This window comes from Tumebacillus flagellatus, assembly GCF_000714935.1.
Taxonomy (GTDB): Bacteria; Bacillota; Bacilli; order Tumebacillales; family Tumebacillaceae; genus Tumebacillus; species Tumebacillus flagellatus.
This window is the reverse complement of record NZ_JMIR01000004.1, coordinates 135,570-156,553: the sequence shown is the minus strand read 5'-3', so window position 1 is coordinate 156,553 and position 20,984 is coordinate 135,570. Positions and strand designations below refer to the sequence as shown.

General features: G+C 57.7%; 19 protein-coding genes and 1 tRNA gene. 8 read left to right on the top strand and 12 right to left on the bottom strand.

Annotated elements, in window-relative coordinates; genetic code table 11:
- Nucleotides 1-20: 20 nt before the first annotated feature.
- The 6 genes from EL26_RS04790 to EL26_RS04765 all read right to left on the bottom strand — a co-directional run bounded on the left by EL26_RS04790 (nt 21) and on the right by EL26_RS04765 (nt 3,957).
- On the bottom strand, nt 21-434 hold the full coding sequence (locus tag EL26_RS04790) for a hypothetical protein (protein ID WP_038085073.1): 414 nt from the start codon (nt 432-434) through the stop codon (nt 21-23).
- A gap of 33 nt (nt 435-467) precedes the next feature.
- Nucleotides 468-1,826, bottom strand: coding sequence for an EndoU domain-containing protein (locus EL26_RS26145; protein WP_238546048.1), 1,359 nt, complete (start codon nt 1,824-1,826; stop codon nt 468-470).
- A 133-nt stretch (nt 1,827-1,959) separates the two neighbouring features.
- On the bottom strand, nt 1,960-2,865 hold the full coding sequence (locus tag EL26_RS04780; RefSeq protein ID WP_038085070.1) for a hypothetical protein: 906 nt from the start codon (nt 2,863-2,865) through the stop codon (nt 1,960-1,962).
- Nucleotides 2,853-3,374, bottom strand: coding sequence for a sigma-70 family RNA polymerase sigma factor (locus EL26_RS04775; protein WP_052036001.1), 522 nt, complete (start codon nt 3,372-3,374; stop codon nt 2,853-2,855). Before EL26_RS04775 ends, EL26_RS04780 begins: the two co-directional genes overlap by 13 nt.
- A 116-nt stretch (nt 3,375-3,490) precedes the next feature.
- The gene (locus EL26_RS04770; protein ID WP_038085187.1) at nt 3,491-3,790 is read right to left on the bottom strand and encodes a hypothetical protein; all 300 of its coding nucleotides are present in this window, start codon (nt 3,788-3,790) and stop codon (nt 3,491-3,493) included.
- Nucleotides 3,791-3,881: 91 nt separating this feature from the next.
- A tRNA-Thr gene (locus EL26_RS04765) sits at nt 3,882-3,957 on the bottom strand.
- Between the two features lie 133 nt (nt 3,958-4,090).
- On the opposite strand from EL26_RS04765, the gene EL26_RS04760 reads away from it, so the two are divergent.
- From EL26_RS04760 to EL26_RS04740, 6 genes are all read left to right on the top strand, one after another.
- Nucleotides 4,091-4,429, top strand: a complete 339-nt coding sequence (locus EL26_RS04760) for a hypothetical protein (protein WP_038085068.1) — start codon at nt 4,091-4,093, stop codon at nt 4,427-4,429.
- A 109-nt stretch (nt 4,430-4,538) separates the two neighbouring features.
- The gene (locus tag EL26_RS25325; RefSeq protein ID WP_161780658.1) at nt 4,539-4,694 is read left to right on the top strand and encodes a hypothetical protein; all 156 of its coding nucleotides are present in this window, start codon (nt 4,539-4,541) and stop codon (nt 4,692-4,694) included.
- A gap of 117 nt (nt 4,695-4,811) precedes the next feature.
- On the top strand, nt 4,812-6,155 hold the full coding sequence (locus EL26_RS04755) for an efflux RND transporter periplasmic adaptor subunit (RefSeq protein WP_038085066.1): 1,344 nt from the start codon (nt 4,812-4,814) through the stop codon (nt 6,153-6,155).
- Nucleotides 6,152-9,247 (top strand): efflux RND transporter permease subunit, encoded by a 3,096-nt coding sequence (locus EL26_RS04750; protein ID WP_038085064.1) that lies wholly within the window; start codon nt 6,152-6,154, stop codon nt 9,245-9,247. The genes EL26_RS04755 and EL26_RS04750 overlap by 4 nt, the downstream gene beginning before the upstream one ends.
- Before the next feature lie 4 nt (nt 9,248-9,251).
- Nucleotides 9,252-10,337, top strand: a complete 1,086-nt coding sequence (locus EL26_RS04745; RefSeq protein WP_038085062.1) for an SGNH/GDSL hydrolase family protein — start codon at nt 9,252-9,254, stop codon at nt 10,335-10,337.
- A gap of 106 nt (nt 10,338-10,443) precedes the next feature.
- A complete protein-coding gene (locus EL26_RS04740; RefSeq protein WP_338010849.1) occupies nt 10,444-11,910 on the top strand; it encodes an amidase family protein in 1,467 nt (488 codons plus the stop codon).
- Nucleotides 11,911-11,977: 67 nt separating this feature from the next.
- Here EL26_RS04740 and EL26_RS04735 read toward each other — a convergent pair whose 3' ends face one another.
- From EL26_RS04735 to EL26_RS04725, 3 genes are read right to left on the bottom strand one after another with little or no spacing between them, the layout of a single operon-like run.
- Nucleotides 11,978-12,304, bottom strand: a complete 327-nt coding sequence (locus EL26_RS04735) for a VOC family protein (RefSeq protein ID WP_038085058.1) — start codon at nt 12,302-12,304, stop codon at nt 11,978-11,980.
- 27 nt (nt 12,305-12,331) lie between these two features.
- A complete protein-coding gene (locus tag EL26_RS04730) occupies nt 12,332-13,363 on the bottom strand; it encodes an S-adenosylmethionine:tRNA ribosyltransferase-isomerase (RefSeq protein WP_038085056.1) in 1,032 nt (343 codons plus the stop codon).
- A 2-nt stretch (nt 13,364-13,365) separates the two neighbouring features.
- Nucleotides 13,366-14,106 (bottom strand): SDR family NAD(P)-dependent oxidoreductase, encoded by a 741-nt coding sequence (locus tag EL26_RS04725; protein ID WP_038085054.1) that lies wholly within the window; start codon nt 14,104-14,106, stop codon nt 13,366-13,368.
- Between the two features lie 209 nt (nt 14,107-14,315).
- Between EL26_RS04725 and EL26_RS04720 the strand changes: the two genes are divergently transcribed.
- Both EL26_RS04720 and EL26_RS04715 read left to right on the top strand, forming a co-directional pair.
- The gene (locus EL26_RS04720; RefSeq protein WP_038085052.1) at nt 14,316-15,641 is read left to right on the top strand and encodes an MFS transporter; all 1,326 of its coding nucleotides are present in this window, start codon (nt 14,316-14,318) and stop codon (nt 15,639-15,641) included.
- 90 nt (nt 15,642-15,731) lie between these two features.
- Nucleotides 15,732-17,351: a serine hydrolase domain-containing protein gene (locus EL26_RS04715; RefSeq protein ID WP_038085050.1), complete on the top strand. Its 1,620-nt coding sequence runs from the start codon at nt 15,732-15,734 to the stop codon at nt 17,349-17,351.
- A 184-nt stretch (nt 17,352-17,535) separates the two neighbouring features.
- On the opposite strand, the gene EL26_RS04710 is transcribed toward EL26_RS04715, so the two are convergent.
- The 3 genes from EL26_RS04710 to proB all read right to left on the bottom strand — a co-directional run bounded on the left by EL26_RS04710 (nt 17,536) and on the right by proB (nt 20,792).
- Nucleotides 17,536-18,504 carry a D-2-hydroxyacid dehydrogenase family protein gene (locus EL26_RS04710; RefSeq protein ID WP_038085049.1) on the bottom strand — a complete coding sequence of 323 codons (969 nt, stop codon included), beginning with the start codon at nt 18,502-18,504 and terminating at the stop codon, nt 17,536-17,538.
- An 87-nt stretch (nt 18,505-18,591) separates the two neighbouring features.
- Nucleotides 18,592-20,004, bottom strand: coding sequence for a glutamate-5-semialdehyde dehydrogenase (locus EL26_RS04705; RefSeq protein WP_052036000.1), 1,413 nt, complete (start codon nt 20,002-20,004; stop codon nt 18,592-18,594).
- Complete coding sequence (gene proB / locus EL26_RS04700) at nt 20,001-20,792, bottom strand: glutamate 5-kinase (RefSeq protein ID WP_038085181.1); 792 nt, start codon at nt 20,790-20,792, stop codon at nt 20,001-20,003. The genes EL26_RS04705 and proB overlap by 4 nt, the downstream gene beginning before the upstream one ends.
- Between the last annotated feature and the right edge of the window lie 192 nt (nt 20,793-20,984).

Sequence of the window (20,984 nt, the reverse complement as noted above, 5' to 3'; positions counted from 1 at the left end):
CTTTCGTTTCACAAGTCATATTACGATTGAATTTTCGTAAGAAAGTCTTCCAATACTTTTTTCACAGGAAGGCTTACTGTGGATAATAATTCATTCACTCGCTCTATTATGCGTGGGTTTTCAAGTATCATGATTTTGCTCTCCATCGTTGTAAAACTTCGTAGGGTATCAATACATATTTCGAATAATTCCTCATCTTCCGTGCTAAGCAATGACAAAAGAATACTCAGCTCATATTCATTGCAGGTGCTATCCAAACAGTACGCTAATTTTTTTTGCCATTCAACTGATTTTTTTTGCACATTGTTTGTGAGTTCCTCCCAATCTGTATGGGTAAACTCTGACAAAATCTCACCGGCAATGATACAACCATCGTCATACCAAGAATCTACCGTTGTTTCAGCTGATAGAAGACGATCTAATACTTGATACATGTATACCCCACCTATCGTGAAAAATTCAGTATGTCAAAAACCCGCTGGGCGCGGCGCATGGATTGTACCTGTCGGGTAAGCACTCGTTACGTCTTCGCCAATTTTTAGCACTTCTATCTCAATACCGTTAATGATCGCTCTATGCCAAGTAGCTCTAGCTCTTAAACGAGTGGAGATCGCAGGTGTATTTCCAACCTCAATAATGCTGGCAAGGATTTGTTCATCGCTCCACGATTTTGGGAATAAAGTGCTCTTTTTGAGCTTAGAAATGTTACCATCTGGAAATTGTTTGGTAAACATAACATTCATCGTACCATCCACATTCGTTGATAACACTTCAACTGCGAAACCCTCATTTTCATTGTTTATTTTGGGAGAATGTCCTCCTATCAACTCGTTCTTGGGTACTTTGCGTTGCCCCTCTAAAATCTTAACTTCCATACTAGGACTGATAACAGTTTTCGTCTGAACAAAATTTACATTTTTGTCCTCAGCTACTCCTTCACCACCGCCAGTGAAAGTTCCTTTTTCCGCCTGAAATTTGGGCTTCAGCATGCCTAAGATCATCATCGAAAATTGAAGACCCGCAACCGCCGAGCCGCTTGGACTTTCGGACTCCATGCCTTGTTCGAAGGCGTACCCCACGTATCCGGGGTCGTTTTTCAATTGTGCTTTTGCATCGAAATTTGGGTCTTGGACGAGTTTTTGGTAACGCTGAGCACGTTCATCGGTGGACACTAGACGTTCCAGCAGATTGTATAATTCTTGGTTGTCCAAGCCAGGGGTGAATTTTAAATAATCTTTGGTATCTTCTGCACGATCGGATTCTGATAAATCACTTCGTTTTGACATGTAATATTGACGAAGAGCCTCTAAAAGTTGCTGATTGATCTTGTTGTTGTCCGGCATCTCGTGGTACTGACTTAACAGATCGCCAAACCCAGGGATCAAACTCATCAACTCTTGAAGCTGTCGAGCCGCAGTGGAATCGGCTTGATTGGCTTCCCATACAGCCTGTTGGCGGAGTGTTGCCGCTTGTCTCGCAAGGTTTTGCCGATGGTGCAAGTCATCGATCGTATCCCCGCTGTATTTCCAACTCGCCTGCTCGTACCTGTCCGCCTGTCTCTGAAGTTCCATGATGTGATCGATCTGGTTCGCAAGCGTATTGAGAATCGGGGCTGCTTTTTCCAAGACTTCGGCATTCCGTCTCAGATAGCCTGCTTGTATTTCCGTTTTTCGATCAAAAGCTTGAGAGGCCGTCCCTCGCCAATCGGTCGTAACCAGTTCAGTTTTGTGTCCGATCGCTTGGGTTGCGATTCGATGTAGTTCTTGGGCTCCGGCGGTAAAACGTGAAGCAGCATAACGCAGGGCGTAAGGGTCTGCGTGTAACATCACATCACCTCATTTCACCCTATTTTATTACAAATCACCAAATACACGAAGAGATTCGTTGAATCATTATTAATTACAAATCAAAAACAGCACCGTCATGGGTGCTGTTTTTATCTCTTTTCGTACTTATTCCCTACTGCTTCTCGACAATTTGGTTCCCTTGATCGCTCTTATAGCTCCCTTTCGGAATCTCGAAAAATTTCGGGTCAAAGTCTTTTGCGTCCATCGTTCTGTACGTGAAAGTCTGCACCTCGTCCAACACGCCCTCCGTATAGACTTCCCTTTTCAATCGCAACAACGTGGCTTCGTCGTAGTACACCGCCTCGACTTGGTTACGACCGTCCTTGGGGGCGATGGGCTGACGGACGACGAGGACTGGTACGCCGTCGACGACGTCTTTTTGAACATCGGTCCGCCCCTCCAGCATCTGCTGCGACTCGGTCTGCCATTCCTTGATGTCTGAGTCGTAGCCGTCGCTAATCGGCGGATGTTTGTGGAACACCGCGTCAGTCCGGTGATTGTCTTTGTCGTAGGTAAGGATGTACGACCCTAATTCCCGCACATTCATATGCATAACTTTTTTCGAGCCGTCCGGATTCAATTGGACGATGACGCTTTGTCCGGTAGCCTTATTGTGATGCACATCCAGTACAGTGCGATCAGCGTTCACAATCGTCATCTGCTCCACTTCTTGATTCATATCGAGTTTCGGTGCCGTCAGCGGCGCGACGTCAGACGGCGGTTGCGGCACATCCGGGGGAAATTCTGTCACCGCCACGGGAACATCGGGCTTCGTTGCGCTGGTTCCGCCTCCCAAGTACCCCGCCTTCAGCAATCCGGTGCCTCCTGCAATCAAAACCACCGCCGCCACGATCGGGACGGCGACTTTCGAAACCGCACGGGTTCGCGCCTTGCGGTTTCCTGTGCGCACGCGCTTCAGCACGGCTTCGGCGAGACGTTTTTTATCCTCCTGTGTCACCTGAAGGGCGTCATGCACATGCAAACGTGCTTGCTCCATGTGATTTTTTACACGTTCCATAAAGCTCGTTCCTCCTCTCCCAGTTCCTGCTGCAACTTCTTGAGCCCGCGGTGCAGGCGGACTTTGACGGTGGACTCCGTCAGCTCCAACAGGTCGGCGATTTCACGAATTTTCAGTTGTTCGAAGTAATGCAGCACCACCGCTTCGCGGTATTTCACCGGCAGTTTCAAGACGCGCGCCGCCAACTCTTGGTTCTGCACCTGCGCGAGCGCCGCCGTTTCCGCCGAGCTCGTCGTGGCTTTCAGGCCGACAAACTCCTGCACGACGATGTTGCGGTGCCGCCACGACCGCAGATAGTCCTTGCACGCGTTGACCGTCATCCGCGACAGCCACGCCTCCACGCGCCCGTCCCCGCGAAACTCCTCCATCCGGTCGAACGCTTTGACAAACACATCTTGCACGATGTCCTCCGCCACCATCCGATCTCTCACATAATAGTAGGCGGTGCGGATCAGCAACGCGCTGTGCCGCTCAATCCAGTCGAGCAACACCGTTTCTTTTTCCGACACGGAAGCACCTCCCCCTCAAAATCCTCACGTACATGACGAGTCCCGTTGGAAAAAGGTTACAAAAAAATCCGTGCGCACGCAGCCACGGATTTTTCGCTCACCCTCTATTAAAAACCTCAATCGTACTTCTCGTCCTCTTCCCGCGTAATCCCTTCAAAAATCAATTCCAGCTCCGTCTCGAAGTTCAACAGAAGCGGCGCAGGCAGTTCATCCGCAAACGCCTGCAACTCCGGTCGCGCCAACAGCGCTTCCAGCGTCGCCGGTTTCTCCTGCAACGCGTCCACCCACTCGCGCACGGCGTCGATGAACTTGTAAAAAGACCCCTCAAACCGCTCCGCATCTTCCGCCGCCGAATCAAAGTCGCTCGACTGCATCATCCGCCAGTTCTCTTGCATGGTCTCAAACGCTTCCTGCATTTCCTTCACCGCAAACCCTCCTCTGATGATGTACGAAAAAACCAACAAAAAAGCGCCTTCCTCGCAGGAAGACGCCTTCGATTACATCATGTGGTGCCGGCAACAGGAATCGAACCCGCGACCTACTGATTACAAGTCAGTTGCTCTACCAACTGAGCTACACCGGCATAGCGGAAACAAGCATTACTATATCATCACGCTCTCCACCTGTCAACCCCCTCCACACCTCCCAAAACCCTCCTGTCGTAAAAATCCCCCATTCGACATATGCTTGGACTAACGAAAAGGGAGGCGTCCTACGTGAAAAAGTGGTTGCTCGCCTGGGTGGTGTTCACCCTCTATTTGATCGCCAACATGACCGTCATGCCCACCGCCGAACAACCGCACTTGGTGGCAACGTTGTTGCTGGGCTTTTTCTTCTACTTGATCTTCGGAATTCGCGGGGTCTATTTCGCCATGCTCGCCGTCGCCGGGATCGTCGTGCTCGCCGTTCTCGTCCACCAATTTCGTCATCCGCACTACGGCTTCAGCTTCTACGGAGAGCAGTTCATCCGGCTCTTGCTCGATTTGATCACGATCATGGGCGGCGGCGGCATCGGCTATTGGGTCGACCGCTTGCTGCATCGACGCTCCACGTAATCCAAAAACGGAAGCCCCATAATGAAAATACGCCCTGCCGCAGTCGATTCTGCAACAAGGCGTACTTAGTATGTAGGTGCTTTCACGGGAAGAGTATGAGTTCGTAAACATGAAAGCAAACTGGAAACCGGACTCAGGTGTTTCGACAAACGATGTCGATTCACGTCGTTTCTTTACCGAAAATATACCGAACCTTGTCGAAGGATTCAAGGCGATGATCCGGCATCTGGCTGGATCATCTTTTTTTGGCTCCGAATTTCTCTAAATTCCCTCCGATTTCTTCACATTTCAATTCGCAATGTCCACTCATAAGAAACAGGAAAAACACTCACACTACATCCACCAGCATTGGAAATGTTTGACTCGGAGTGGAGGTGAGCCGATGAACCTGCATTGGAAAAAAACCGGGCTGCAACTGTCTTTGCTGACTCTCCTGCTCGCCGGGTGTGCCAAGTCCCCGCAGACGGCGCAGACCGAGACGGTCATCCCCGTCTCCGTCGAGCGCGCCGCCCCGCGCGACCTGCCGGAACAGCTCGTGCTGCCGGGACGCGTGATGCCCCGCGAACAGACACCCGTGCTGGCGACGGCGGCGGGTCGCGTGCAAGCGGTACTCGTCCAGGTCGGCGATTCCGTGAAAAAAGGCCAAGAGCTCGCCACGCTCGACACCGGCAGCTCACAAGCCTCTCTGACGGAAGCCAAAACCGCCATCGCCGGCCTCGAAGCGCAGATTCGCCGTCTGCAAACCGCCGCTCTGCCAACGGGCTTCGACGTTTCCAGCTCATCGAACGCGTCGACCGCCTCGGCGTCCGCTCTGCCCGGCGACATCTCGCGCAAAATCTCGCAGATTGAAACGAAAATGCAGTTGCAGATCGCCACCTTAGCGGCTGTTTTGGAAAAACCAGGGCCCGATGCCCTGCCGAAACTGCTCGCGATCTCCCAACAATTGCAACGCGCACAGAGTGAAGTGTCTCTCCTGCAAACACAAGCGGTTGTGGGACAAAGCCTCGATCTGTTTAAAGCGCCGCTTTTGCAAACGCTCCAAGCGCAACTCGTGCAGGCGCATCAAGCGTTGCGGCTCGCCCAAGCGCAAGTCCAAGCGGCGCACATCACGTCGCCGTTTGACGGGGTCATTCTCAGCAAGACCGCCGTCGCCGGAACTCCCTCCGGCCCCGGCGTGCCGTTGTTCACCGTGGGCGACGTGTCGAACGTGGACTTTGAAATTCTCGTCGACCCGACGATGCAGACGCGCCTGAAGCAAGGCCAGAAAGCCAACGTGCAAGTCGGCGAGCACGCGGCGGTGCAGACGACACTCGGTTCGGTTTCGCCCTCGCTCGACCCGCAAGCGAAGTCGTTCACGGCGCACGCGACACTCGAAAACGCAACCGGCGACTTCAAGCCCGGTCAAGTTGGCCTTGCGTCGATCACGCTCGATCCGCACGCAGGCGTGCTCTCCGTGCCGACCGCTTCGATTTTGCACGAAGGAGAAAAAACCTACGTCCTGCTCGCCCCAAACGGCACCGCCGTCAAACGGGCCGTCGCCACCGGCTACAACAACGGCACCTACACCGAAATCCGCAGCGGCTTGCAAAAAAACGACCCCGTCATCCACGAAGGTCTTGACCGCGTGCAACCGGGCACGAAAATCAAAGTGATTTCCTCGGGAACACCGGGAACTTCAATAACGCCGGAAACTTCAGGAACGCCGGGAACGGAGACTTCCTCATGAGACTCTCGGAACTCTCCGTCAAACGCCCTGTCGCCGCGACGATGATCATCATCGCGCTGGTGATCCTCGGCGGCGTGTCGTTGTTTCGGTTGCCGGTGGAACTTTTCCCCAGCATGACGTTCCCGCTGGCGGCCGTCACCGTGCAAAGCCCCGGCACCGGACCGGAAGTGATCGAGACGATGATCACCCGCCCGCTCGAAGAAATCCTCGGCACCGCCAACGGGGTCAAAAACATCTCCTCCACCACCCGCAACGGCGGCACGCTGGTACTCGTCGAGTTCGACTGGGGCACGAACATGGATTTTGCCACCCTGCAGATGCGCGAGAAGATCGACTATGTGAAATCCAGCCTCCCCGAAGGCACGCAGACGCCGACGGTGATCCGCTTCGACCCGAACTTGCTCCCGATCGTGCAACTGAGCATGATCGGCGGCAAAGACTTGCAAGAGCTTGGCAAACTTGCGAACGACACCGTCAAGCGAACACTCTCGCGCGTCGAAGGCGTCGCTGCCGTGCAAATCTCCGGCGGAGCGGAATCGGAAGTCCGCGTCACCGTGCGCCCCTACGATTTGCAAGCGCGCGGACTGACGCTGGAAGACTTGAAGCAACTGCTCGCCAGCGAGAACCTCACGCTCTCCGGCGGCTTGGTGCGGGAAGCGGAGCGCGACATGGCGGTCGTCATACGCGGCGACTTCCCCGACGTGGAAAGCATTCGCAACCTGCCGCTGGCAAGCCCGCAAGGCAACCGCTTCCACCTGCGCGACGTCGCCGACGTGGAATGGACGCTCGCGGAGCAAACGAACCTCTCCCGCATGAACGGCAAGCCCAGCGTCTCGCTCCAAATTCAAAAGCTGTCCGACGCCAACACCGTGCAAGTCTCCGGCGGCATCGCCGACGCGCTGAAGACGTTGCAACAGCAGTTGCCCGCGAACGTGCAGATCACGCCGCTTTTTGACCAAGCGACGTACATCAAGCAGTCGGTCGCCACGCTGACCCGCGACATGCTGCTCGGCGGCGTTTTTGCCGTGGTAATCCTGTATGTGTTTTTGCGCTCGTGGCGCAGTACGCTGGTCATATCGCTTGCGATCCCCGTGTCGATCATCGCGACGTTTATCATGGTCTATTTCGCCGGACAATCGGTGAACATGCTCACGATGGGCGGTCTCGCGCTCGGCGTCGGCGCGATGGTCGACACGGCGGTCGTCATCCTCGAAAACATCTTCCGCCACCGCCAGATGGGGCGGCCGCTGTACGAAGCCGTGCTGGAAGGCGCAAGCGAAGTGACGCTCGCCGTGACGAGCGCGGCGTTTGCGTCGGTCGTGGTATTTGCCCCGATCATTTTCGTCTCGGGCCTCGCCGCGCAACTGTTCCGCCCCTTGGCGCTGACCGTCACGTTTTCGCACTTGGCGTCGCTGTTCAGCGCGCTGTTGCTCGTCCCGATGTTCGCGTACTACTTCCTGCGCGGGGAAAAAACAACCCTGCCCGCAGCCCCACTTGCCGATTCCGCAGACCCGGAATCCCACGAGGCGGAAACGCTCGGACGCCTCTCCCGCGCGTATGAACACTTGCTGCGTTGGGCGCTAACTCACCGCAAAACGGTCTACCTGACCACGTTGCTCCTGCTCGGTCTGACCGCGGCGGCGTATCCGCTGATCGGCCAAGAATTTTTGCCCAAGGGCGATCAAGGGGCGATCCAAGTCACGATGACGTTGACACCCGGCACCCCTTTGGAAAAAACCAGCCAACGCGTCGCCGAGCTGGAGCAAAAAATCTCCGAGCTCCCCGAACTGGCCACCACGTTCGTCACGATCGGCGGCGGAACTTCGTACAACCCGACAGCAGGCGTGCAAACGCACAAAGCCGTGCTGAATTTGCAACTGAAGGAACGCGGCGAACGATCCCGCTCCACCGTCGCCGTCGCCGACGATCTGCGTGCCCGTTTGACGAACATCCCCGACGCACGCCTTAACGTGCAGGTGTCCGGCGATCAAATGACGGGAGGTGCCGGCATGCCGATTCAAATTCGGCTGCGCGGCGACGACCCGGAACTTCTGCGGGGCTTGGCGCAGCAAGTCACGGCGCAGATTTCCGCCGTCGAGGGCGTGCGTGAAGCGTCTGCCGAACGCGAGCGGCTCACGCAGGAGATCGAAGTGATCGTCGACCGGGAGAAAGCCCGCACGTACGGCCTCGGCAACGCGCAAGTCTCCCAACTGATCCGCGACGCCACGCAAGGCCAACTGGCGACGCAATACCGCACGCAAGCGGGCGAATTCAACGTGCGGCTGCAAATCCCCGAAGAACTGCGCAATTCGCTGGAACGCCTGCGCCAACTGCAACTGCCGACACCGCTCGGCACGACGGTGGCGCTGGGCACGATTGCCGACGTGCACACGACAGAGGGCCCGTCCACGATCTCGCGCTACAACAACTTGCGCGAGATGACGGTGGACGCCGACTACATCGGGCGCGATCTCGGACACATCATGGACGACATTGAAAAAACGATCGGGGCGCATCTTCAACTCCCGTCCGGCTATTCCATCGAGTACGGCGGGGAATCGGAGCAGATGACCGACGCGTTCCGCAAACTCGAAGGCGCGCTCGCCCTCGCCGTCGTGCTCGTGTACATGGTGATGGCGGCGCAGTTTGAATCGTTTTTTCACCCGTTTGTCATCATGTTCTCGATCCCCGTCACGGCGGTCGGCGTCGTGTTCGGTTTGCTGGTAACAGGGCGGGCGCTGGGAGTCGGAGCGTTCATCGGGCTGATCGTGCTGGTCGGGATCGTCGTCAACAACGCGATCATCTTGATCGACTACATCAACCGTTTGCGCCGCCGAGGATTGGATCGCGAAGAAGCGATCCTGCGCGCCGGTCCCGTGCGCTTGCGCCCGATTCTGATGACGGCGGGAGCAACCGTGCTCGGCGTCGTGCCCGCGTCGCTCGGGCTTGGCGAAGGCGCGGAAATTCAAGCGCCCTTGGCGACGGTGATTCTGTTTGGATTGACGTTCTCCACGTTGATTACGCTGGTGTTGATCCCGGTCGTGTACCTGTCGCTCGACCGTTGGATGGAACGACGACTCGCCCGGAGGTGAGATCATGACATTCCTGCGACGGCTGCGGCCTGCACTCTGCTGGTTGTTGCTTCTGTGCTGTTTGTTGACACAAGCTCTGCCCGCGCAGGCGGTCGTGCACCGCCCGTTCTTGCCGGAGCAAGTGGATTATGTGGCGATCGGCGACTCGATCACCGCCGGTTGGGGCGCCCCGCCGATCCACGGTACCCGGCTGAACGGGTTTTCCGCGCAATTGCACCGCCAACTGCTCACACGCGGCCCGGCGGAACTGCACAATTTAGGCGTGCCGGGCTTGACCAGCGGGCAGTTTCTTTTTTTGCTGGATCATTGGCCGGAAGCGAGCGGCGTGATCAAGCACGCCGATCTGATCACGCTCTCGATCGGCGGCAACGACATCATCTGGGCCGATTACAAATCGCCGGGCGATGACGCCAAGATGCGCGACGCGCTCTCGAAGTACGAAAGCAACATCGAGGACATCCTCGCGAAAATTCGCGGACAGAACCCGACCGCGCGGCTGTTCGTGCTCGAAGTATACAACCCGTTCCCCCCCGACGATTCCCGCCATCACGCGTTGAGCGAGTACATCCAGTGGGCGAACGAGTCGATCGCGATGGCTGCCAACACGCACGAAGCGACGGTGGTGCCGACCGCGTCGCTTTTTCTCGATCATGAGAAGGAATACGTCAACCTCGCCAACAACGACATCCACCCCAACGTCGCCGGGCACACGCGCATCGCCGAACAGATTTCGCACGCGCTGTTCGGGCGCTTCAATAAAATGGTGGTGGAAGAAAGCATGAAGCCGACCCTGCTCCTCAACGGCAAGCCGCAAAAACTCAAAGTCCCGCTGTTGGTCGAGAACGACACGCTCTACCTCGACGCCGACCAAGTGGCCGCTCTGCATAAGGGCTTGTTAAAAAGATGGTGGTTTCGCATCGGCCTCTGGTGGATGCAAGTCAACGGACAGCGGGTGAAACTCCCCTCCCCCGTCCTGATGATCAACGGCCGCCCCTACCTGCCGCTGCGGGCGGTGTCGCAATCGCTCGGAGCGAAAGTGTACTGGATTGAAGACGCGCAAACCGTCTCCGTGGTGACCAAGCATGAATGACCGGACTTCCTTTCGGAATCCGGTCTTTTTGGTTGACAAGAAGCATGAAAATTGAGACGCTTGCAAAAGTACGACATAGGACACCCAGAGGAGGTTGGCTTGCTTGTTGTCTGAAAAGTTGAAACAATGGAGTGAAGAGTGGCTGGTCGAAGCCACCGTTGAAGATATGCAGGCGAAGATGGAAGCGGGCGAACTGACGTCGCTCGATCTCGTGCTGATGTACATGGAGCGCATCGCCGCGTATGACAAAAGCGGCCCGACGCTGAACTCCGTGCTCGAATTGAACCCGGACGCGATCTTCATCGCCAAAGCCCTCGACTTCGAGCGCAGACAAAAAGGCCCGCGCGGCCCGCTGCACGGCATTCCCGTGCTGATCAAGGACAACATCGACACCGGCGATAAGATGCACACGTCCGCAGGCTCGATCGCGCTGGCGAACCATCGCGCCAAGCAGGACTCCTTCGTCGCGAAAAAACTCCGCGAAGCCGGCATGGTCATCCTCGGCAAAACCAACATGACCGAATGGGCGAACTGGATGGCGGAAGACATGCCCTGCGGCTACTCGTCCCGCGGCGGGCAAGTGCTGAACCCGTACAATCCGGCAAGCTCCACGGGCGGATCTTCCGCCGGTTCGGGGGTGGCGGCGGCGGCGAACTTGGCAGCTCTGACGGTCGGCACGGAAACGTCCGGCTCGATTCTCTCCCCGAGCTCGCAAAACTCCCTCGCCGGAATCAAGCCGACGGTCGGCCTGGTCTCGCGCACGGGCATCATCCCGATCTGCCACTCCCAAGACACCGCCGGCCCGATGGCGCGCACCGTACGCGACGCGGCGATTCTGCTCGGCGCGCTGACCGGCGTTGACGAGCAAGACCCGGCGACGTGGAGCCAAGAAGCGCACACCGATTACACGCAGTTCTTGGACGCCGACGGGTTGCGCGGCGTCCGCATCGGCGTTGCCGATTTCCAAAACCCGGAGCTGAGCGAGGAAGACCTTGCGATCTTCCAAGCCGCGCTCGACGACCTGCGCAAGCTGGGCGCGGAAGTCGTGGAGGGCGTACACGTGAAATCCGCCCGTCTGCCGTGGTCGCCGCACGTCATGACCGACGAATTCAAAATCGACCTCGATTACTACCTCTCCACGTGCGGCCCGGAAGTTCCGGTGCACTCGTTGGAAGAGGTGGTGGCGTACAACGAAGCGCATGCCGAGCAAGCGTTGAAGTACGGGCAAGCCAACTCGGAACGCTCTGCGCAAACTTCTGCAACGCTTACGTCCCCCGACTACATCCGCGAAATCATCTCGCACACGACCGTCTTCGCGCAAGAGATCGACGACAACCTCGCGAACCACAACCTCGACGCGATGGTGTACTACGGCACCTGGGGCTGCTGGCTGGCGGCGCGCGCGGGCTATCCGTCCGTGATCGTTCCGGCAGGCGCGTTGACCACAGGAGAAAACGCAGGCATGCCGGTCGGTCTTACGTTCACCGCCGGTGCGTACAGTGAGCCGAAACTGATCAAGTTCGCCTACGCATACGAGCAAGCGACGAAGCATCGCAAAGTTCCGAAGTTTTAGTTATATTTAATAGGTAGAAAAGGACATGACCCGCTGGTCGAAATGAGACGCGCGGTCATGTCCTTTTTTATTCCAACTGCAAAAGTTCCAGCACTTCCCCGTCCGGCCCTTGGAAAAACGCGTTGCGCCAGCCGTTTTCGAGGTGAGTCGGGCCTTCCAACAGCGGGAGGCTCGTCAGGTACGGGTCGAGGTTCTCCACGGAGAAACAAAGGTGAGACGCCGTGGGGTCCGCGCCTTCGTACAGTTCGAGGCGGAACGCTCCTTTTTGTAAAAAAACGATCTGTTCGCCCATCAGGTTCCAGCGCGATTCCTCCACAAACCCGTAGAGCGAGCGGTAAAACGCCACCGCCCGCTCGAGGTTGCGGACTTCGAGTCCGAGATGGTGCAGGTGCATGCGAAACGCCTTCCTTCTTATTTCTGGCTACAAAATCAAGTTCATGTCGCCGAACTCGTGCCACAGATATTCGCGGTCGATCGCCTCTTGATACGCCGTATACAGCAGGGACGGGTCGACAAACGCCGAGAGCAAATCGAGATGGCTCGCTTCCGGTTCGTGGAAGCCGGTGATCAAGCCGTCCACCACCCGCAGCGGAAAGCCTTCGTGGATGTAGAGGTTGGTCCAGCCGGATTGCGCTCTCAGCACGCCCTCCGCGTCCACCGCCGTCTCCAGCGAGCGAACGACGGTCGTGCCCACGGCGATCACGCGCCCGCCTGCCGCTTTGCATTGCTCGACAGCTTCGACCGTCTCTTGCGGGATCATGTACTGCTCATGATTCTCGCGCGGGTCATGGCGCCACGAGTCGTCGAGCAGATAACTGAGTCCCGTGTGCAGTTGCATGTACGCGATCTTGACCCCCTTGCGCTGAAGCCGGAACAGCATCTCCCACGAGAACGCCCGCCCGGCGGACGGCATCTCCACAGAGCCGGGCACCGACGCGTAGACCGTCTGGTAATAATCGAGGCTCCAGTCCGTGTGGATGTACTCATAGCGCACCGGCTCGCCCAGTTGATAGATCTCGTCGTACAACGCCGCCCCCTCCCGCGAGAACTGCAAGGTCACAAACGGCCCGCTCCCCTGCTCCTTCACCACGTCCGCCGTCAACGACGGGGAGAAAATGAAGCGTTCCCCAACCGCCACGCCCTCCGCAACCACCAGCGCCTGCCACACGGAATCGTCCAGACGGTGCGCGAGGCGGATTTCCACTTCCTCGCCCGAGCGCAGGCGCACCGCTTGCAACACAGCGGGCACGGTGCGCGAGGCGTTGAGGAGGAGCAGGTCGTCTTTTTTCAAAAACTGATCGAGTTGAAAAAACTTCGCATGCGCCGTAGCCCCCGTCTTGCGGTCGAGCACCATCATCCGCACATGGTCGCGCCGCAATCCGCGGCGCTCCGGCGGAGTGGTCGCATTGAGAGCTTCCGGCAATTGAAAGTGGTGCAGACGGCGTGCTTCCATGACTACTTCTCCCCTTCCGCTTGAGCTTCACCAGTTTGAAATTCCTGTGCTTGAAACCGCTGGCCGTTCACCCCGCGCGAATCCTCCGACGCGAGGTAGAAAAACACGTCGAGGATGTCCTGCGGGTTCGCCAATTCATAGTCACAATCCGGCACTGCCAGCGCATGCATCTCCGTGTCCATCTCGCCCGGATCGACCATGTTCACGCGCACCGCCGTCTCGCCGACTTCATCCGCCCACGTCTGCGTCAACCCTTCCACGGCGAACTTGGAAATCCCGTACGCGCCCCATCCGGCATATCCCGTGTGTCCCGCTTCGGAGGTGAGGTTGATGATCGAGCCGGAATTGCGCCGCAACATGCCGGGAATCACCCGCCGCGTGACCAGAAACGGCCCGACGGCGTTGACGCGCAGCACGTCGGCGAAGTCCTCCTCCGGATAGTCCAGCAAGTACGGCATCGGGCTCGGGCCCAGAATCGAAGCGTTGTTGATCAGCACGTCAATTCCGCCGTACGTCGCTTCCGCCTGCGCGACGAATCGCTCCACGTCGCGGGCGACCGACATGTCGCCGACCACTGCCAACACGCTGGCACCCAGTTGCTCCGCTTCCCGTTGAACGGCGCGCAACGCCTCTTCTCCGCGCGCCGAGATCGCGAGTTTCGCGCCCCGCTTGGCAAACCCGAGCGTCAACGCCCGCCCCAACCCTTTCGATGCTCCCGTGATCATGACGACTTGCTTTTCCATTTGCCTCGACCTCCTCTTGAGTTTAACAACTTATATAACATGTATATTTCTTATGTATTCATCATATCTCCAAAAGTTTCCACAGTCAACACTTTCCAAACCAAAAAGTTTACAAAGTATCCGCCGCCCTTTACGTCTTGATGTTGGAGAATTCGAACTTCCTTGTTAAAATAATAAGAGCACGACCCAAAACGAAAGGTGTGGACTTCATGGCACAACCGCAACTTCAGCGGTCAGCTCCCCCGGCGGGACCTCGTCGCGGACTGGCGCTGTACTTCGCGCTGCCGATCCTTTCTTGGGCTTTCTACGATTTTGCCAACACGATTTTCTCTTCGAACATCGTGACGATCTTCTTCCCGTTTTATCTGCAGGAAGCAGTCGGCGGCAACGCGCAGATGGACCAGATCGCCAGCACGATGATCACGTACACAAATGCTCTTGTAAGCGTTTTCCTCGTCCTTCTCAATCCCTTGTTCGGCGTGTGGATCGACCGTACCGGCAAGAAAAAAGCCTACCTCGTCCCTTTCACCCTCCTCTCGATTCTTGGAACGGTGTTGATGGGATTGTCGGCGATGTGGCAGACGGACGCTGAGTGGTTCGGGCTTCCGGCGTCGCTTGCGGGTGTGTTGCTGTCGTTTATGGTGGCGAAATTTTTCTACAACTCGTCGCTGGTGTTTTACGACCCGATGATTTCCGATATCGGCACGAAGCAGGAACTGCCGTTGATCTCCGGCTTTGGCGTCGGGCTCGGGTATGTCGGGACGCTGATGGGGCTGGTCGTATACCCGTTTGTGGAAAAAAACCACTCGTACCAAGCGTTCATTCCGTCGGCGGCGCTGTTTTTGCTGTTCTGTTTGCCGATGTTCTTCTTGTTCAAGGACCGCCCGGCGAAAGTGGTTCAGGAGCGCAAGTCGTTTTTCAGCGGGTATCGCGAAATTTGGGCGACGTTCCGCGAGGCGCGGGCGCACCGGGGAATTTTTTTGTTCATGATCGCGTACTTTTTCCTCAATGACGCGATTGCGACGGCGATTTCCGTGATGGCGGTCTACGCCAAAGCGGTCGTCGGTTTTACGACCGCCAAGTTCGTGTTGCTCTACCTCGTGTCGACGGTGGCGAGCATCTTGGGCTCGTTTGCGTTTGGTCACGTGACGAAGCGGATCGGGTCGAAGAAAGCGCTGATCTGGATCGCCGTGATCTTGCTGGCCGCGCTGGCGATTGCGGCACTGGCGGTCAACCAGACGATGCTGTGGATTTGCGGGTCGATGTACGGCATCGCGATGGGCGCGACATGGGTGACGTCGCGGGCGATGATCGTCGAGATGACCCCGGAAGAGAAGCGCGGACAGTTCTTCGGGCTGTTTGCGTTCTCCGGCAAGCTCTCGTCGATTGTCGGGCCGTCGATTTACGGCACGATCACGCTGCTGCTCGCCGATTCCGGCAATCTCGCCTCCCGTGTGGCGATGGGGTCGCTCGGCGTGTTGGTGTTGATCGGGTTGGTGTTTCAAGTGCGGCTGCCTTATCAGCGGTCGCAGTGAGTTTTTTGGGAAAGAAGAGAGCCTCCGGAGACGGGGGCTTTTTTTCGTGATATACTAGTAGGAAATTTCAGGGAAAAGTAGGGTTGTAGAATGCGGACGTTGATCGAAGAAGCGATGCGAAATGCGCGGACGCCGGGCGTTGCTTGTGTGGTCATGCGCGGCGGCGAGGTGGTTATTTCAGAAGGGTTTGGGGAGGCAGTGCTTGGGAGCGGTGTGTCGGTGACGGCGGATCGCACGCTGTTTCGAGTCGGGTCGATTACGAAGCCGTTGACGGCGACGATGATTTTGAGGTTGGTGGAGCGCGGGATCGTGGGGCTCGATGTACCGGTGCGGGAGTATCTGCCGTGGTTTCGGGTGGGGGTGCCGGATGCGTCTGCTAGAGATGATTTCTCGGGTTGCGTGACGCTGCGCATGCTCTTGAGCCAGATGACCGGGTTTGTGAATGATGCTGGGTTGGAGCGGTCGACTTCGCTTCGAGAATTTGTCGAGCACGATGTGCCTCGAATTCGGATGGCGGCCGCGCCGGGGACGCTTTTTTCGTACAGCAATGTGAATTTTAGCGTGGCGGCTTGTGTGGCGGAGGTTGTGACGGGGCGGTCTTATGAGCAGTTGATGCGTGAAGAGGTGTTCGCGCCGCTTGGGATGGAGCGGACAGGGTTTGATGTGGACGCGTTGCTTGCTTCGGGCGGGTCGTTGGCGCTCGGGCATGAATTGCAGTTCGACGGCTCTCTGCTCGTGCAGGACCTGCCGATGATCGACACGCCTGCCGCGCCTGGGTACATGGCGCTGTCCACAGCGGAAGACCTTGCAAAGTTTGCACGGTTGCAGTTGGGGCGCGGGGAGTTGCTTTCCAAGAGCTCGCTGGACGAGATGCAACGCGTGCAGACACCGCTCTTCAACACGTTCCGCTCCGGCTACGGGCTCGGGCTGTTCGTGCGCAACAACTGGGTGTACCACTTCGGCGATGTCGGCAAGTACTCGAACCTGCTGACGATCTCCCCCGACGAAGACGCCGCCGTGATTACGCTCGCCAACCGCGAGTTCCCCCATCTCCAAATCGCCGAACAGATCTTACAGGAGAAAAAAATCACCCGGCCCGTGGGTCGCGGCTATCTCGTCGAGCAAGATGATGCTGGCGTCGGGGTCGAGATTGGCTCAGTGGCAAGCGACTCGTACGCCGAGAAGGATGGCGCGGACGTTGGCTTTACCTCTGTGGAAGGCGACTTTTTTGGCGGTGCCGTTGGGTTTGTGAAAGTTTGGCAGGAAGACGGCGTGACGCGCCTCTCGAAGAACGGGCAGGTGTTCCGTTTGGACGTTCAGTCGGAGCGCCCCGACTTCGCGCTGGCCATTGACGATGCGGCCGGGCATGCCGTTTTTGGCGTGGGAGTTGTGGACGCCGCGCACCTTATGGTGGGCAACGAAGCCTGCCGCAAACTCGCGCAGAGCCCTGAACTGTGGACTCCCACAGCGGAAGAGTTGCAAAAATACACCGGCGAATACTCGCACAGCGGATTCCTGAATTCGAGCGTGCGGCTGGAGGGAGACACGCTGATCATGCGCTATCATGACGGGGAGCAGCCCTTGCAACCGCTGGCTCCCAACCTGTTCCACGCAGGGTGGTTTGGGATTACCGACTTTCAGGTGGATGATGCGGGACGCGTGGTGTCGTACCTCTACCGGCAAGCGATCCCGTTTGTGCGGAAATGGTGAAAAAAAGAAACCTCCGAGCCGTGCGGGCTTGGAGGTTTGTTTCACTTTATGATAGTCCCGTGCGTGTACGGAGTTTTTTTCTCCTGACCGTCTGTGCGGTTTCGGAGATTTTTATCTCCTACCGGTCAATTCGGGTTCAGTTTTTTTATCTCCTGAAAGCCCATGGGGATTGGAGCTTCCTTTTCTAGTCATTGAAGACTTCCGGGTTCGCGATATGTACCGGCTTCCCCTGCCGGAAGAAGCTCTCGATATTCTCGATCGACCCGTTCAAGAAGCTCTCAAACGTCGTATCCGTTTTCCATCCGATGTGCGGGGCGAGGACGACGTTGTTCAGTTGCAGGAGCGGATGGTTCGGGTCGAGCGGTTCTTGGTGGAACACGTCGAGTCCCGCGCCTTTGATCCGGCCGGACTGCAGCGCACAGATCAGGGCTTTTTCGTCCACCAGTTCCCCGCGCGAGGTGTTGATCAGGCACGCGTCGGGGCGCATGGTGCCAAAATGCCTTCTCGTCAGCAAATTCCGTGTCTCCGCCACGAGACGAACGTGCAGCGAAACGAAGTGGCTTTGCTGGAGCAAGTCGTCCAGCTCCACATACGTCACTCCCGCCGCTTCCGCTCGCTCTGCCGTCAGCCTCGGCCCCCACGCGATCACGTTCATTCCGAACGCTTTGGCAACCTTCGCGACGGAGAGGCCGATCTTGCCGAGCCCGATCAGGCCGAGGGTCTTGCCGGAGATGTTTTGCGTGATGCCGATCGGCCAACTCCCCGCTTTCATCTGCGCGGTGAACTTCACCAAGTCGCGCGCCAACGCAAGGAGAAACGCAAACGTCAACTCCGTCACCGCCGCCGTCGACCCGCCCGGCGTGGTGGCGACCGGGATGCGGCGCTTGTTGACTTCCGACATGTCGATGTGCGCAAGACCCGTGCCCGTCTGGGCGAGAAGTTTGAGGTTCGGCATCTGGTCGAGCAACTCCGCCGTCACTTTCGTTCTCTCGCGCATGAACACCACGGCGTCGGCGTCGCGCACCCGCTCGTAGAGAACGGCTGGCGACGGTTGATCGTGATAAATCTGTACGTCCGAAAACTGCTTCAGGGCGTTCAATTTCTGGAGCCCGTTGGTAGCATTGTCCCAATCGTCAAGGATGACCGTTTTCATGAAAAGCCCTCCTGTTCCGCTGTGTGAAATTTTGTTTTGCATAGCAAAACTAGTTTTCTACATTATACCATATGAATACCATATGACTCAGCGGATTTGACCTGTCCCTCGGAGGATGTATTTGGAAGAAGTAAGTTCTCGCAGCCCCATCGGGCCGCGGGCGTGCAGTTTCTGTGTGGAGATGCCGATCTCCGCGCCGAAGCCGAATTCGAATCCGTCGGTGAAGCGCGTCGACGCGTTGTGATAGACGGCAGCGGCGTCCACGCGGGTCAAAAACGCCTGTGCCGCCGACTCGTTGCCCGTGATGATCGCTTCGGAGTGCTGCGTGCCGTAGCGGCCGATGTGCTCGACGGCGTCGTCCAGCGAGTCGACGACCTTCACCGCGAGGATGAGGTCGAGGAATTCGGTCGACCAGTCCGCTTCGGCGGCGGGGACGATCCGCGAACGTGCAGAGTCACGATCAGAACCAGCAAACTCGCCAACTCGTTCAAAAGTTCGCTCAGAACGGCTTTCGTCCCCTACTTCCAACGCCTGCTCGTAAGCGTCAGTCTCAAACCGTTTTAAAGTCCCCTTCTCTCCACCAAGCCGAAGTCGTTTCAAAGTCCGCTCACACCCGCGTATCTCCACCCCTCGTTCCGCCAACTCAGCGGCGAGTTCGCGCAACCATTCAGCTCCTACCGCTTCATGCACCAACAGCGTCTCCATCGCGTTGCAAACCGAAGGTCTCTGCGTTTTCGCGTTGAGGATAACTGCCTTCGCCATCGCGAGGTCCGCCTCTGCATCCACGTACACGTGGCAGTTGCCCACCCCCGTTTCAATCACGGGCACTCTTGAATTCTCCACCACGCGGTTGATCAACTCCGCGCCGCCGCGAGGAATCACGAGATCGACCAGCCCTCTTGCCCGGATCAATACATCCACCGTTTCCCGCTCCGTCCGGTTGATCAACTGAATCGCGTCCGCCGTCAATCCGGCCCGCTCCACTCCCTCGCGCATCGCCGCCACCAACTCGACGTTGGTTCGCAACGCTTCCCGACCGCCGCGCAAGATCACGGCATTGCCCGTCTTCAACGTCAACCCCGCCGCATCCACCGTGACGTTCGGGCGGGACTCGTAGATCATCGCGATGACGCCGAGCGGCACGCGAACTTTTTCCACGCGCAAGCCGTCCGCCCGCACGAACGTCTCGATCACCTCTCCCACCGGATCGGGCAACGCCGCCACTTGTTGCAAGCCCTCGATGATCCCTTGCATCCGTTTCTCATCCAACGCCAACCGGTCGATCCGTCCCTCCGACTGCCCCGTCTCTCGCGCTTCCGCCACGTCCAACGCATTCGCCGCCAAAATTGCCTCGCGCCGCTCCCACAGGGATTGCCCCATGGCGCGGAGCGCTTCGTTTTTTTGATCCGTCGTGGCGACGCGCAGTTGTTTGGCAGCGTTCTGCGCGCTCTCCGCTTGCTTCAGAACCAGAACTTTCAACAGCTCGGCTTCCGTGATCATCTTCCTCGAACCGCCTTTCTCGCGTGAAATTGTGTGCCGATGTCCTCACCTCGCACGATGCGCGCCAACACATCCGGCTCCGTGCTCGCCGCCACTACCAAATCGATTCCGGCGTCCATCGCGATTCGTGCCGCCGCCAGTTTCGAGCGCATCCCCCCGGTGCCGACAACCGTGCCCGTGCCGCCCGCCATCTGCTCCAACTCCTCGGTGATCTCCCAGACGTCGAGCAAGCGCTCCGCCGACTCATCCAGTCGCGGGTCGGACGTATACATGCCGTCGATGTCGGTCAGCAACACCACGAGGTCCGCCTCCGCGACCACCGCGACCAGACTCCCGAGCGTGTCGTTGTCGCCAAAGCGGATCTCTTCCACCGCGACCGTATCGTTTTCGTTGACGATCGGAATGATTCGATGGGCGAGCAGCGTTTCCGTCGTGTTGCGGATGTTCAAGAAGCGGTTTCGCACTTCCACATCGGAGCGCGTCAACAGCAACTGCCCGATGACGATCCCGCGCTCGGCAAACATCTGCTCGTAGGTGTTGATCAACAACCCTTGGCCGACGGCGGCGGCGGCTTGTTTTTCCGGCATGGAGATCGACTCCCGCTGCCAGCCCAGTTTGCCAAGACCGGCGGCGATGGCGCCCGACGACACCAAGAGCACTTCATGCCCCTCTTCCCGCAACTCCGCCAGCATGTCGACCAAGCGGGAAATCCGCGCCTCGTCAAGCCGCCCTGTTTCGTCGGTCAGCGAACTCGACCCTGCTTTTACAACGATCCGTCTGTGATTCATGCTGTTCTCCTCCTCTTCTCCACTCCAAAACGCCAATAAAAAAAGCCCTCTCGTCCCTCAGAAGGACGAAAGAGCTCTCTCTCGCGGTACCACCTTCGTTGACAGAGCACCCCCTTGGGAGGTCTGCTGCCCACTCAAGCCGAGATAACGGTCGGAACCCGTTCTGCTTTTCACAGAAAGCTCAGGAGGCGG